This is a genomic window from Terriglobia bacterium (assembly GCA_020073205.1).
Taxonomy (GTDB): domain Bacteria; phylum Acidobacteriota; class Polarisedimenticolia; order Polarisedimenticolales; family JAIQFR01; genus JAIQFR01.
Genome location: JAIQFR010000031.1, coordinates 1 through 13502, shown reverse-complemented (window position 1 = coordinate 13502; position 13502 = coordinate 1). Strand labels below are relative to the sequence as shown.

Sequence of the window (13502 nt, the reverse complement as noted above, 5' to 3'; positions counted from 1 at the left end):
GTCCGCCGTCGGACGGACGCTTGAGGTGCGCGATTGAAATTGAAACTCGAAGAAGGAGGATGGTACCATCCCGCCGCGGGCGGTTGCGCGCGGGAGAGGGCGGAGCGCGCCGGAGGGCGGGATGAAGGAGCAGGAACCGGCCGGCGGGAAGGGCGAGAATCGCGCCGCCCCGGCGTTCAAGGTGACGGACAGGCGTCACTTCACCGTGGACGGGGAGCGCCGATCGGGGGAGCCGGACGAGGCCGAGCACCGGCCGCCCCCCCCTCCGCCTCCCGAGGACCCGCCCCGGCCGGAGGCCCGCGCGGGATTCGAGCACCGCTCCCTCGACGAGCCTTCGGACGTCGACTTCACTATGCTGATCAACGCCATGGCGCAGCCCGCGTTGCTCTTCCTGGGCGAGATCCCGCACCCGGGGAGCGGCCAAGCCACGGTGGACCCCGAGAAGGCGAAGCTCCAGATCGACATGCTGGAGCTCCTGCACGTGAAGTGCCGGGGCAACCTGTCCCGCCAGGAGGAGACGCTCCTGGAACAGGTGCTCTACCAACTCCGCATGCTCTACGTGGCCCGCGCGGGCCTGGGCGGCTGATCGCGGTCCCGCGGGCCGCGCCTCGAGGACGCTCGGCTCGGGCGCTGCGTTGGATCGCCCCGCTCCTCCTGGTGGCCGCGACCGCGCTCTCCGGCTCCGCCGCGGCGGACAGCGGCGTCATCCATCTCGTCGCCCCGAGCCCCGAACCCGAAGGCGAGCGCCCGGCCGAGAATGGCGGCATCGCGGCCCTCAGGGAAGGCCGGCGGGGCTTCGATTTCGACACGTTCCAGTCCCGTCTCGAAGGGGCGTGGTTCCAGCGCAAGGGTTACCTCGCCGACTCGCGCGACGCCGACGCCTCTCGCCAATCGGAGCTGATCCGGGCCTTCTGCGCGGAGGAGGACATTCACCGGGTGGAGGGAGCCGCCGCCGCGCTGGTGGCGGAGGCCCGGCGGTATCTCGGCGAAGGGAGCCACGAGAAAGCGCTCCGCTCGCTGGAGCTGGCCGACGTATTCGATCCCTCCGCCTCGCAGATCCATCTCGCGCGGGCGTCGGTCCTGTGGAAGTCGGGCGGCGGGCTCTTGCGGACGGGCGGCGAGCTCTTCCGGGCGGCGAAGGCACAGCTCCGCGAAGCGTGGACGAGCCTCGGCCTGGTCAACGACCTCGCTCTCGTGTTGGTATTCGCCCTCCTCGGGTGCCTGGCCGCATTCTCGTTGCTCCTCGTCTTGCGGCATCAGGTCGCCGTGCGCCACGAGGTCGAGGAGGAGATGCTGCGGCGGGGAGCGGAGCGATGGGCGCCCGCCGCAGGCTGGGCGCTGCTCCTCCTGCCGCTCCTCTCGTGGATCGCCGCGGGCTGGATCGCACTCTACTGGCTCGTCGTGACGTTCCGTGTGTCGGGGAAAGCGGAGCGGCTCGTGGCCACCGTCCTGCTGCTAGGCGCCTTCGTGTCGGTGCCGGCGTACCGTGTCGCGGTGGCCATTTACGGCCTGACCGCCGATCCGGTGGTCCGGACGTCGCTTGCGGCGGCGTCGGGCCGCTGGGACCCCGATCGCGTCGTCAAGATGCGCGAGCTGGTCGAGGCGCACCCCGAGCAGCCGATCTACCGGTTCCTCCTGGCGGGACTCTACAAGAACGGGCGCTACTACGAAGAGGCGTACCGCGAGTACAAGCAGGTCCTCGCCCTCGATCCCGACACCTATCACGCGCTGGTCAACCTCGGTAACATCTTCTTCCATACCGGGCAGTACTCCGAGGCAGCGGTCATGTACAAACGGGCGATCGCCGTGGAGCCCGAATCGATCCTCGCGTACTACGATCTCCACCTTGCGCAGTCCGAGGCTTTCAACTTCAAGGAGGCCGAGACCTCTCTCAACCGGGCCCGAGACATCGACCCGAAAGCGATCGCGGACTTGCTCTCGCGGCATGCGAAGGAGGGAGATCGGCCCACGGTTGTCGACGCGGGCGTCGGGGTCGGAACGATCGTGCGGGCGACGCTGTCGGGTGGCCAGCTCAAGGGCTGGCTCGAGAGCGGCCGGAGGGGCGGGCCAGGCCGCGAGATCGCCCTGCAATTCCTGAACCCCACGAGCGTCGTGGCCCTCCTGGCCCTGGTCGCCGCGCTGGTGGCGCTCTTGTCCTCGGTCCGGCAACGTCCGGCGCGTCGCTGCGCTCGGTGCGGCCGCCCGTTCTGTCATCTGTGCAAGAGCGCGCGGGACGCGAACGACTACTGCACCCAGTGCGTGCACCTGTTCGTCCTCGGGGACGGACTGGCTCCGGAGACCAAGACCCGGAAGCTCTACGAGATCGAGCGCCACGACCGGATGAACCGATTCATCCGCCGGATCGCCTCCACGGTGCTGCCCGGGGCCGGAGACGTGCTCAAGGGCAAGCCCGCTCTCGGCGCGCTCCTGCTCTTCCTCTGGCTGACGGCGTGGATCGCGTGGCTGCCGGAGTTGTTCGTCCCGATCCAGCGCTTCACGGGTGCCGATCTTCGGCTGGACCTCCTCCGCTCGGGCAGCGTACCCGCCTCGTTCCCTCTCTGTCCGGCCGCGCTCGTCTGCGCGCCGCTGGCCGCGGCCGTCTGGCTCGCCGGGAACCTCCGGCAGCGACGTCGCTTCGAGGCGTAAGGTGGCGCTCGAAGGCACGCTCAAGGACTTCGGGCTGGCGGATATCCTCCAGCTCATCGGCATCCAGCGAAAGACCGGCACCCTGACCGTCGAGAACGACGAGGACGCGGTGACCGTGACCTTCCTGGAGGGCCAGGTCGTCGGCGCCGACACGCGGCGGCGGAACCTCGAGGATCTCCTGGGATCGGTCTTGGTACGCACGGGCAGGATCACCGCAGCGCAGCTCCAGGAAAGCCTTAAGATCCAGAAGAGCACCCTCCAGCGCCTCGGCTACATCCTGGTCAAGGCGGGCTTCGTCTCGGAGCAAGATCTGCAGGACGCCCTTCGGATCCAGGTCACCCAGATCGTCTACCGCCTCTTCCGCTGGCGCGCCGGCCGCTACCACTTCGCCCCCGCGGAGCACGTCGAGTACGACCGCGAACACTTCGCCCCGATCGGGGCCGAGACCATCCTGATGGAAGGGGCGCGGATGGTCGACGAATGGCCGATCATCGAGAAGCGAATCCGATCGGGCCAGATGGTGCTGAGAAAGACGGTGACGGGCGCGGCGGTGGAAGCGCCCGTCCAGTCCCTCGTGGACGCCGACATCGACCTCGGCCTGCAGGGTGCGGGCGAGGCCGGCACGGCCGCGCCGGAGATCCAGATCACTCCCGAGGCAAGGGAGGTTCTCCGGATGGTGGACGGGCGCGCCAACGTCCAGGAGATCTCCGAACGGTGCCCTCTGGGGGAATTCGACACCTATCGGCTCCTGTACGAGCTGGTGAACCGGAGCCTGATCGAAGAGATCCGCGCGGCGTCGGTGATCGAGCCGCTCCGGCCGGCGGATCTCCGCGAGCGCCTTACCACCCAAGGGGTCCCTCTCCTTCTCGCCACCCTCGCGGTCGTTTCGCTCCTCACGCTCCGTTTCAATCCCGCGGCGCCGTGGAGGATGGAATTGAGCGGCGACGCCACGGAGCGCCTCCGGACGTTCGCGAGCCGCGCACGGCTCGAGCGAGTCGAGCAGGCGGTGCGCGCGTTCTATCTCGACTTCGGCGCCGTCCCGCCGCGACTCGACGCACTGGTCCACAGCGGGTATCTCAAGCCCAGGGACCTCCTGGACCCCTGGAGCCGCCCGTACGTCTACCGGCTGGCGCCCGAGGGGTACCGGATCGAGGGCCATGGGGGCGCGGACAGCGACGAGCTGACCGTCCAGCACCGCTTCACCGCTGCCGAACGGATGGTCCTCGAGGGCGCGGCCGGTGCCACGCCCATCGGAAGTCGCGGCCGTCCTTGACACGCTGATCCCCCCGTCTTAAGAAACCGGCCTGAACGTCGATCGGACCGGGAGTCCGCGGCGGGGAGACTGCGCATGAGCAAGATCATCGGCATCGATCTCGGCACGACGAATTCGGTGGTGGCGGTCATGGAGGGTGGCAAGCCCAACGTCATCGCCAACGCGGAGGGTGGCCGCCTCACGCCTTCGGTGGTCGCGGTGACCGACAAGGGGGAGAGGCTGGTAGGCCAGGTGGCCAAGCGGCAGGCGATCACCAATCCCGAGAACACCGTCTACTCGATCAAGCGGTTCATGGGACGCAAGTTCGCCGAGGTCCAGGAGGAGATCCGGATGGTTCCGTTCCGGGTCGAGCCGACGGAGAACGGCGACGTGCGGGTGACGATCCAAGGCAAGCCGATGTCGCCCCCGGAGATTTCCGCTTCGGTGCTCCGGAAGCTCAAGGACGCGGCGGAGGCTCACCTCGGGGAGCCGGTGACCCGTGCGGTGATCACCGTCCCGGCCTACTTCAACGACGCGCAGCGGCAGGCCACCAAGGACGCGGGCCAGATCGCGGGGCTCCAGGTCGAGCGGATCGTCAACGAGCCGACGGCGGCCGCCTTGGCCTACGGGCTCGACAAGAAGAAGGACGAGACCATCGCCGTCTTCGACTTCGGCGGCGGAACCTTCGACATCTCCGTCCTCGAGGTGGGCGAAGGCGTGGTGGAAGTGAAGGCCACGAACGGAGACACCCACCTGGGCGGCGACGACATCGACCAGCGGCTCATCGACTGGATCGTGGCCGAGTTCCGAAAGGACCAGGGGATCGACCTCGGCAAGGACAAGATGGCTCTGCAGCGGCTCAAGGAAGCCGCGGAGAAGGCAAAGTGCGAGCTGAGCTCGGTGATGGAAACCGAGATCAATCTCCCATTCATCACCGCCGACCAGAGCGGCCCGAAGCACCTCCAGTTGCGACTGAACCGCGCCAAGTTCGAGCAGCTCGTGGACGACATCCTCCGGCGGACGCTCGGCCCGTGCGAGCGGGCGCTTTCCGATGCGGGTTTCAAGCCCGACCGGATCCACGAGGTCGTCCTGGTCGGGGGATCGACTCGGATTCCACGGGTTCAAGAGCTGGTCCGCGACTTCTTCGGCAGGGAGCCCCACAAGGGCGTGAACCCGGACGAGGTCGTCGCGGTGGGCGCGGCGATCCAGGCTGGCGTGCTCGCCGGCGACGTCAAGGACATCCTGCTGCTGGACGTGACGCCGCTCTCACTGGGGATCGAGACCTTGGGCGGAGTGGCCACGCGGCTCATCCCGCGGAACACCACGATCCCCACGCGGAAGAGCGAGATCTTCTCCACCGCTTCGGACGGGCAGACCAGCGTCGAGGTGCATGTCCTCCAGGGTGAGAGGGAGATGGCCTCCGGGAACAAGACCTTGGGCCGGTTCCACCTGGACGGGATTCCGGCGGCGCCGCGGGGGGTGCCGCAGATCGAGGTTACCTTCGACATCGACGCGAACGGCATCGTGCACGTCTCTGCGAAGGACCTCGGAACCGGCAAGGAGCAGAAGATCGCCATTACCGCTTCCTCGGGGTTGAGCAAGGACGATGTCGAGAAGATGGTTCGCGAGGCCGAGTCCCACGCCGTGGACGACAAGGGGCAACGGGATGCCGTGGAAGCCCGGAATCGTGCCGATCAGATGGTCTACCAGGTCGAGAAGACGCTGGGCGAGCATGGGGCCAAGATCGGCGAGGCCGAACAGGCCCCGGTTAGGGAAGCGATCAAGGAAGTGAAGGCCGCTCTCGAGAAGGGCGATCCCGCCGCCATTCGCGGGGCGACCGAGCGGCTCGAGAAAGCCTCGCATCGCATGGCGGAGGCGATCTACCGTGGGGCTTCCGGCGGCCCCGGCGCCGGACCTTCGGCGGCCGAATCGCGACCGGGAGGCCCCTCGCCCCGGTCGACCGAGGAGGTCATTGACGCCGAGGTCGTGGACGGGGATGATCACGGCCGGAACTGAGGCTGCGGGACCTGCCGCGAGGCTCCGGGAGGAGAAGGCGCTATGGCCCAGAACGAGTGGGACCCGCTGAAGGAACTCGTCGGCGTCCAGCAGCGGATGAACAAGCTGTTCGAGAGCGCGCTCGCCCGAACGAATTTCGACGCCGAAGGAGGCGTCGGAGCCTGGGCGCCGGTGAGCGACGCCTACGAGACCCCGGATCGGATGATCCTGCACGTCGAGCTGCCTGGCCTCGAGCAGGCCGATATCGATGTCCGGGTGGAGCGGGACGAGCTGGTGGTTCAGGGCGAGCGCCGCATGGACCGCGATCCGTCGGGGGAATATCACCGCGTCGAGCGCTCGTACGGGAAGTTCCTCCGCCGCTTCCAGCTCCCCCCGACGGTGGACCGTGAATCCGTCGAGGCCGTCTACCGCGATGGCGTGCTGACCGTCACCCTCACGAAGCAGGACCGTGATCGTTCCGGCGCGATCCGGGTGGCCGTGCGGTGAGATGCCTCGGCGCCGCTTGCGCACGCGAGGAACTTCACGGATCCGCGCGCTTTCTGCATGCTATACTCCCCCCGCCTTGCCGGGGGAGGGATGGACGAGGAGCGCGAAGAGTCGGGCGGTTCCACGTCGGAATCGCTGAAAAAATACCTGAGGGAGATCTCTCGGCTCCCCCGCGTGACCGCGGAGGAAGAGCGAGATCTCGGGCGGCGGATCCAGAAGGGTGACGCCCAGGCGTTGCGACGGCTCGTCGAGGCGAACCTCCGATTCGTCGTCTCCTACGCAAAGCGTTACCGGGGCTGCGGCCTTTCCTTCCTCGACCTCATCAACGAGGGGAACATCGGCCTGATCGAGGCGGCCAAGCGATACGACGCCTCGAAGAACGTGAAGTTCATCACCTACGCCGTGTGGTGGGTCCGGCAGGCGATCATCCACGCGCTGTCGGACCAGAGCGGCGCGTTCCGCCTCCCGCAGAAGCAGGCGAACCTGCTCTACCGCATCGGCAAGGCGCAGTCGAGCCTCCTTTCGAAACTCCGGCGGACCCCCTCCGCTGAGGAGATCGCGCGGCAGATGGACGTGACCATCGAGGAGGTCACCAACCTCCTCCAGGTTTCGGACGAGAACATCTCCCTTTCCGCGATCATCGACGAGGAGCACGAATTCCATCTGTCGGACAAGCTCGAGCAGGGGATCATCCCGTCCGCCGACTTCGTTCTCCTCCGCTCGTCCCTGAAGGGCCTCCTCCGCCAGGCCCTGACCGAGCTGGACGAGAAGGAGGAACGGGTCATCCGTCTGCGGTTCGGTCTCGACGGAGCCGATCCCAAGACCCTCAAGGAGATCGGCGAGATGATGAATCTCTCGAGGGAGCGGATCCGGCAGATCGAGGCCCAGGCGATCGAGAAGCTCAATCGCTCGCAGAAGTGCCAGCAGTTGCGCGGCTATCTCAACTGACGGGGGATGTCGCGGCCGGCTCGGCGTCGGGCCCGCCGCGCGCGGAGGGGACCGATGGAAGCGCCGTGTCCGCTCTGCCACGGGACCGGCTTCGAGATCCGGACCCGCCCCGGTGGCCTGACCGCTGCGGTGCAATGCGCGTGCGGAAGGGAGGGGCGGGGAGAGGCCCTCTTGCGCGCCGCGCGGATCCCGAGGCGGTACGACCACTGCTCCCTCGATGCGTTCGAGGTCCACGATGCGAGCCACGAAGCCGCGCTACGCCTCTCGAGGGAATGGGTCGAGCGCTGGCCCGACCGGACCGAGCACGGCCTGCTGTTTCTCGGAGAACCGGGGACGGGGAAGACGCACCTCGCGGTCGGCATCGCACGGGACCTGGTGCGGATCAAAGGGGCCCGTGCGCTGTTCTACGAGCAGCGACAGCTTCTGAAGGACCTGCAGGCGACGTTCGACGCCGGGGCGGGACGGAGCGAGGTGGAGGTGCTCGGGCCGGTGTTCGAGGCCGAGGTGCTCGTGCTCGACGACCTCGGCGCAGGGCGTACCACCCCCTGGGCTCGCGACGTGATGCACGATCTCATCGCCCACCGCTACAACGAGAAGCTCCCGCTGATCATGACCTCGAACCGTCCGACCGGCGAGGACGCCGAGCCAAGGTCGGCGGACCCGGCTCCCGTCGAAGGCCTCACGCTGAAAGACCGCCTCGGCGACGCGCTCATGTCACGCCTGTACGAGATGTGTCTCGTCGTTCCGGTCGGAGGGAAGGACTTCCGCCGGGGGGTCCTGCATGCCCGCCATCGCTTCTGACGCCGCCGCGCCGGCCACCGCGCGGTCCGGAAGGAGAGTCCATGGAACCTAGCGGCCAGTCCAACCTTCTCTACGAGGTCCGCGAGCGAACCGCATGGCTCACCGTGCACCGGCCCGACAAGCTCAACGCGCTGAACCGCGAGACCATGGAGAACATCGGCGAGGCGGTCAGGACGGCGGTCGCCGACCCGGCCGTGGGCGCTCTCGTGGTCACCGGAGCGGGAGATAAGGCGTTCGTCGCCGGAGCCGACATCACGGAGATGAGCGTGATGACTCCTTCGGAAGCTCAGGCGTTCTCCCGGTTCCTGCAGGAGGTGCTGGACCGGCTCGAGCGCTCGCCGAAGCCGGTCGTCGCCGCCGTGAACGGCTTCGCGCTCGGAGGAGGGCTCGAGCTCGCCATGGCGTGCCATGTCCGCGTCGCGTCGGAGACCGCGCGCTTCGGACAGCCCGAGGTGGGCCTCGGACTGATCCCCGGTGCCGGAGGAACGCAGCGGCTTCCGAGAATCGTGGGACGCGGGGCGGCTCTCGATCTCATCCTCCGCGGGGAGATGATCGACGCGGCGGAGGCGCTCCGGATCGGACTGGTCAGCCGGGTCGTGCCGGCTGCCGGACTGCGCGAGTCGGTGACGGCGTACGCGGCCGCCCTGAACGCCAAGAGCCCGACGGCGCTCGCGCGCGCCCTCGAAGCGGTGGTCTCGGGAACGGAGATGTCGTTTTCCGAGGCGCTGCGTATGGAGGCCGCGCTGTTCGCCCTCGGTTTTTCCACCGAAGACATGCGCGAGGGAACCCGCGCGTTCCTCGAGAAGCGGAAGCCCTCGTTCCCGGGACGGTAGCGGCGGGTGTGGCGGCTCAAATTCCTCCGGATCCTGCTGCCGGCGCTCCTCCTGCCGTTCATCGCGGTGTTGGTGCTCACGATGCACGAGCGTCCGGCTCCGAAAACGCCCTCGGGGGACGCCCGTCCGTTCGTCGGCCCGCGCGCTGAGGGCATCGAGCTGACCGACCTGTCGGGTGGCACGCGCAGGGGGTGGATCCAGGCGAGGCTCGTCCAGGCGGATGACAAGGGAAGACTCCGCCTCGAAGGAATCAAGAAGCTCGTCATCGACCGCGAAGCGGCGCCCGCGCTGGTCGTAAGCGCCGAACGCGGTGGAATCGAGGGAGAGCCCGGACAACGCGTGATGCGTCTCGAGGGCGGGGTCAGCGTGCACGAGGAGGAGGCCGGACTGGCGCTCGAACTCCCCACCCTCGAGGTCAACGAGGTGGTCGGCGAAGCCCGATCGATCGGGGAGGTGAGCGTCCAGGATCCCACGTACGCCGGCCGGGCGGCGTCGGTGGTGTACGGGCTCCACGGGCAGCCGACGGTGCTCGCCGGCCTGGAGGTGAAGGATCGAGACGGTGAGACGCTCCGCGCCCAGCACGCCCGCCTCCTCGACGGCTCCAAGGACATGGACCTCTCGGGCGAGGTCCGAGCTCAAGAATCGGGCTGGACGCTCACGGCGGGCCGACTCAGGATCCAGCGGGACGCGGAGGGAAGGCTACGCCATGCCACCGCCGCCGAGAGCGTCGTGGGCGCCCAGGCGGCCGCGCCGGATGCCGCGACGCCGCGGTTCGCCGCCGATGCGGTCGAGGCGACGTGGGATGCCTCGGGTCACCCCGACACGAGCGTGCTCGAGGGGCGCGCGCGACTGGAGCAGGCGGGGAGCGTGCTGACCGCCGATCGGATCGAGGCGGCGAGGGCCGGCCGGGAGACGACCGCCGCCGGGTGGGAGGTCCGCGCGAAGGGTTCCGTGCGCGTCGCGGGAACATGGCACCAGGCCCCGTCTTCGGCGCAGGCCGATCTTCTCACCGCGGAGCTTGGCGGGAGCGGCGCCTTGCTTCGCGCGGAGCTTGAAGGGAACGTCCGGTTCGACGGGAGCGGCACGGCGGGCGAGGCGGCGCACCTCGTCTACGTGACCTCCGGCCGCGGCCAGGCGACGCTCCTGTCGGGGCCAGGGCGGCGGGCGCGACTCGCGCGCGAGCGCACTCGCGTGGCCGCGGACCGCCTGACGACGGACCCGGAGGGCACGGAGCTGACGGCGGAGGGGCACGTCGAGTCCACGCTCCTCGCGGCGCCGATGCCCGCGAGCGGCGGGCCCAAGCCCGACGGGCTCTTCGTCGCGGGCGAAGCGGTGCACTTCGTCTCCGCGCGCCTCACGAGCCGATCCGCCGAGAGCCGGCTCGTGTTCGAGGGGGAGGTGCGGGGCTGGCAGGAAGAGCGCAATCTCTCGGCGGACCACGTCGAGGTGAGGCAGCAGCCCGAGGAACTCCACGCGAAAGGGAGCGTGAACACGCGGGTGCCGAGGGAGCGGGGAGCGTCCGCGTCGGAGGCGGACTACGTCCGGGTCGCCGCGAACCAGCTCGATTACGGGGCCGCCGAGCGAAAGGCCGTGTACACGGGAAGCGTGCGCGTTCGGCAGGCGGAAGGCTGGCTCGAGGCCGCGCGCGTCGACGTGCTGCTGGCGGAGAGTGGAGGAGATGTTCGCGAGATGCTGGCGTCGGGCAGCGTGCGGTTCGAGTTCCACTCCTCCGCGGGCGGGACCCTCCCCCAGCCCGTCACCGGGGAGGGCGACCGGGTCGAGTACCTCCCCGCGGAGAGCACCGTCCGCCTCTTCGGGGACGAAGCGCCGGCGACGATCCGGAGAACGGGCGCCCAAGGGGGCACCACCACCGGGAGGGTGCTACGCTATCGCCTCGACGTGGGAACCATCGAGGTCGAATCCGGCGACCGCAACCGCGCGCGAATTCGTACTTCCGAAAGGTGAGGACGGCGGGTGGCGGACACGGCCCGAGCGACGGCGGAAAGCAACGGCGCCGGCCTGGTGGCCGAGAATCTCACCAAGACGTACCGGAGCCGGACCGTGGTCGACGGCGTCACGGTTCGGATCCTTCCGGGTGAGGTCGTCGGGCTGCTGGGGCCGAACGGGGCCGGGAAGACCACGTCGTTCTACTTGATTCTCGGCCTCGTCCCCCCCCAGCGGGGTCGCGTCGTGCTGGACGGCCGCGACATCACCGGCATGCCCATGTACCTTCGCGCTCGCCACGGAATCGGCTACCTCCCCCAGGAGGCTTCGATCTTCCGTCGCATGACGGTCGAGGAAAACCTCCAGGCGATCCTCGAGGTGCGGGGCGCCGATGCGGAGGAGTCGCGACGCCGCTGCGGACAGCTCATCGAGGAGTTCGGTCTCAAGCACGTCGCCAAGACCCCGGGCTACGCGCTGTCCGGAGGAGAACGACGGCGCGCGGAGATCGCGCGGGCGCTGACGAGCGACCCGGCCTACATGCTCCTCGACGAGCCGTTCGCGGGGATCGACCCGATCGCGGTCGCCGATCTGCAGCAGGTGGTGGTCCGGCTCCGAGAGCGCGGCATCGGCGTCCTGATCACGGATCACAACGTGCGCGAGACTTTGCAGATCACCGATCGTGCGTATATTATCAGCCAGGGTCGAATTTTTCGCGATGGAACCCCCGCGGAGCTCGCCGCCGACGCGGACGTGCGGCGAGTGTATCTGGGGGAGCGCTTCCGGCTGCAGTGAGCCGGTCACACACCGAGGCTGATGGCCCTCGAACAGAAACTCAGCGTCCGGATGAGCCAGCGGCTCATCATGACTCCCTCCTTGCAGCAAGCCATCAAGCTGCTGCAGATGTCGAAGCTCGAGCTCACCGACGAGATCCAGCAGGAGCTGCTCGAGAACCCCGTCCTCGAGGAGGTCGTCGAGGAGCCGGCGCCGCCGGATCGCGCCGAGAGCGAGACCCGCGCTGAGGAGAAGCCGGCCCCTGAGGAAGCGCGCCAGGATCCTTTCGAGGAGATCGACTACGAGTCGTACTTCCAGGATACCGACGGGGGCTACGTGCCCCGGGGATCGGCGGAGACCGGAGGAGAGGATCTCCCGTCATTCGAGAACGTCCTCGTCCGGCCGCAGAACCTCGCGGATCACCTGACCTGGCAGCTCGACATGTCCACCTCTTCGGAGGTCCGGAAGGAGATCGGCCGGGCGATCATCGGGAATCTCAACGACGACGGCTACCTCCGCGCGTCGCTGGAGGAGATCCGCGACATGGGCGCCTACCCGCCCGAAGAAGTCGATGCGACCCTCGCAATGATCCAAGGGCTCGATCCCGTCGGCGTCGCCGCGAGGGATCTCGTGGAGTGCCTCTGCACGCAGCTGCGACATTTCGGGCAGGCGGGAACCGCCGCGGAGACCATCGTCCGGCACCACCTCGACAAGCTCCAGAACCGCCGCTACAAGGAGCTGGCCGAGACCCTCGGCCTCGACATGGAGGACCTCCAGGCCGAGATCGAGATCATCCGGCACCTCGACCCCCGACCGGGTCAGAAGTACAACGCCGAGAGCAGCCGGTACGTGGTGCCCGACGTCTACGTGGTGAAGATCGGGGACGAGTACCAGATCCTGCTGAACGATGAGGGGCTCCCGCGGCTCCGGATCAGCCCGGTCTATCGCCGGATGGTCGAGCGCGGAGCCTCGGCCACGACCCCCGCCGACGCCAAGGACTACGTCCGGAACAAGCTCCGCTCGGCGTTCCGCCTGATCAAGAGCCTCGAGGAGCGCCAGAGGACGATTTACAAGGTGGCCCGCTCGATCGTGAAGTTCCAGGGCGAGTTCCTCGACTTCGGCATCGAGCGCTTGCGCCCGTTGGTCCTGAAGGACGTGGCCGACGACATCGGCATGCACGAGTCCACCGTGAGCCGCGTGGTGAACAACAAGTACATGCACACCCATCGGGGGCTGTTCGAGATGCGTTTTTTCTTCCACAGCGGCATCTCGTCGACCCGCGGGGGCGAGGACGTGTCTTCGCTCACGGTGAAGGAGCGCATCCGCAAGATCATCACGGCGGAGGACGGCCGCCGCCCGCTGTCGGACGCCGCCATCGTGAAGATCCTAAATCTCCTTTCTGGTTCAGAAAGGCGAGGCCCAGGATCCGGGAGAGATCCTGCTCCTTTTTCTCCAGCGCCCGGAGAAATTCGGCGAGGGTGATCTCGCCCTCGCCAACGCAGATATAATCAATGGCAGGACAGTCCCTGAGCGTCTCCTCCGCCATAAAGGACGGATGTTCTCCGCCCATGATAACGATCGATCGGGGGCTGACGCTCTTAATGAGATTGGCGGCATTGATCCCATCATAGATAAAGGCGGTGCAGATCACAGAGATGCCGACCACATCCGGTTTCTCCCTCCGGACCTTTTCTTCGAGATCTCTCCAGGGGTTTTCATTCAGTGTGCAATCCATGTAGTCGATATCAAATCCTTCTCTTTCCAGATAGGCTAATAATTGAAGGCATCCCGGGGAAGGGACCCAG

11 protein-coding genes are annotated in these 13502 nt (G+C 68.0%); all 11 read left to right on the top strand.

Translation table 11 applies throughout. The features are described from left to right. Positions 1-121 precede the first annotated feature (121 nt). The 11 genes from LAO51_08490 (at position 122) to rpoN (ending at position 13179) form a co-directional block, all read left to right on the top strand. Positions 122-586, top strand: coding sequence for a DUF1844 domain-containing protein (locus LAO51_08490; protein MBZ5638782.1), 465 nt, complete (start codon positions 122-124; stop codon positions 584-586). Between the two features lie 71 nt (positions 587-657). Beyond that, positions 658-2646, top strand: coding sequence for a tetratricopeptide repeat protein (locus LAO51_08485; GenBank protein MBZ5638781.1), 1989 nt, complete (start codon positions 658-660; stop codon positions 2644-2646). Position 2647: 1 nt separating this feature from the next. Further along, positions 2648-3919 carry a DUF4388 domain-containing protein gene (locus tag LAO51_08480; protein MBZ5638780.1) on the top strand — a complete coding sequence of 424 codons (1272 nt, stop codon included), beginning with the start codon at positions 2648-2650 and terminating at the stop codon, positions 3917-3919. Positions 3920-3994: 75 nt separating this feature from the next. Beyond that, positions 3995-5914 carry a molecular chaperone DnaK gene (gene dnaK / locus LAO51_08475; protein ID MBZ5638779.1) on the top strand — a complete coding sequence of 640 codons (1920 nt, stop codon included), beginning with the start codon at positions 3995-3997 and terminating at the stop codon, positions 5912-5914. 42 nt (positions 5915-5956) lie between these two features. Beyond that, a complete protein-coding gene (locus LAO51_08470; protein MBZ5638778.1) occupies positions 5957-6400 on the top strand; it encodes an Hsp20/alpha crystallin family protein in 444 nt (147 codons plus the stop codon). A gap of 90 nt (positions 6401-6490) precedes the next feature. After that, positions 6491-7348 (top strand): RNA polymerase sigma factor RpoD/SigA, encoded by an 858-nt coding sequence (locus LAO51_08465; GenBank protein MBZ5638777.1) that lies wholly within the window; start codon positions 6491-6493, stop codon positions 7346-7348. A 54-nt stretch (positions 7349-7402) separates the two neighbouring features. Next, positions 7403-8149, top strand: coding sequence for an ATP-binding protein (locus LAO51_08460; protein MBZ5638776.1), 747 nt, complete (start codon positions 7403-7405; stop codon positions 8147-8149). Between the two features lie 41 nt (positions 8150-8190). Further along, positions 8191-8982, top strand: a complete 792-nt coding sequence (locus LAO51_08455) for an enoyl-CoA hydratase/isomerase family protein (GenBank protein MBZ5638775.1) — start codon at positions 8191-8193, stop codon at positions 8980-8982. A 6-nt stretch (positions 8983-8988) separates the two neighbouring features. Continuing rightward, positions 8989-10947, top strand: a complete 1959-nt coding sequence (locus tag LAO51_08450; protein MBZ5638774.1) for an LptA/OstA family protein — start codon at positions 8989-8991, stop codon at positions 10945-10947. A 54-nt stretch (positions 10948-11001) separates the two neighbouring features. Next, positions 11002-11718: an LPS export ABC transporter ATP-binding protein gene (gene lptB, locus LAO51_08445; protein MBZ5638773.1), complete on the top strand. Its 717-nt coding sequence runs from the start codon at positions 11002-11004 to the stop codon at positions 11716-11718. Between the two features lie 21 nt (positions 11719-11739). Continuing rightward, on the top strand, positions 11740-13179 hold the full coding sequence (gene rpoN / locus LAO51_08440) for an RNA polymerase factor sigma-54 (GenBank protein ID MBZ5638772.1): 1440 nt from the start codon (positions 11740-11742) through the stop codon (positions 13177-13179). The last annotated feature ends 323 nt before the right edge of the window (positions 13180-13502 follow it).

What these genes read in the sequence shown, in the direction of transcription:
- LAO51_08460 (MBZ5638776.1), top strand. Translation starts at nt 7,403, where the DNA reads ATGGAAGCGCCGTGTCCGCTCTGCCACGGGACCGGCTTCGAGATCCGG.
- LAO51_08465 (MBZ5638777.1), top strand. Translation starts at nt 6,491, where the DNA reads ATGGACGAGGAGCGCGAAGAGTCGGGCGGTTCCACGTCGGAATCGCTG.
- dnaK (MBZ5638779.1), top strand. Translation starts at nt 3,995, where the DNA reads ATGAGCAAGATCATCGGCATCGATCTCGGCACGACGAATTCGGTGGTG.
- LAO51_08455 (MBZ5638775.1), top strand. Translation starts at nt 8,191, where the DNA reads ATGGAACCTAGCGGCCAGTCCAACCTTCTCTACGAGGTCCGCGAGCGA.
- rpoN (MBZ5638772.1), top strand. Translation starts at nt 11,740, where the DNA reads ATGGCCCTCGAACAGAAACTCAGCGTCCGGATGAGCCAGCGGCTCATC.
- LAO51_08470 (MBZ5638778.1), top strand. Translation starts at nt 5,957, where the DNA reads ATGGCCCAGAACGAGTGGGACCCGCTGAAGGAACTCGTCGGCGTCCAG.
- LAO51_08490 (MBZ5638782.1), top strand. Translation starts at nt 122, where the DNA reads ATGAAGGAGCAGGAACCGGCCGGCGGGAAGGGCGAGAATCGCGCCGCC.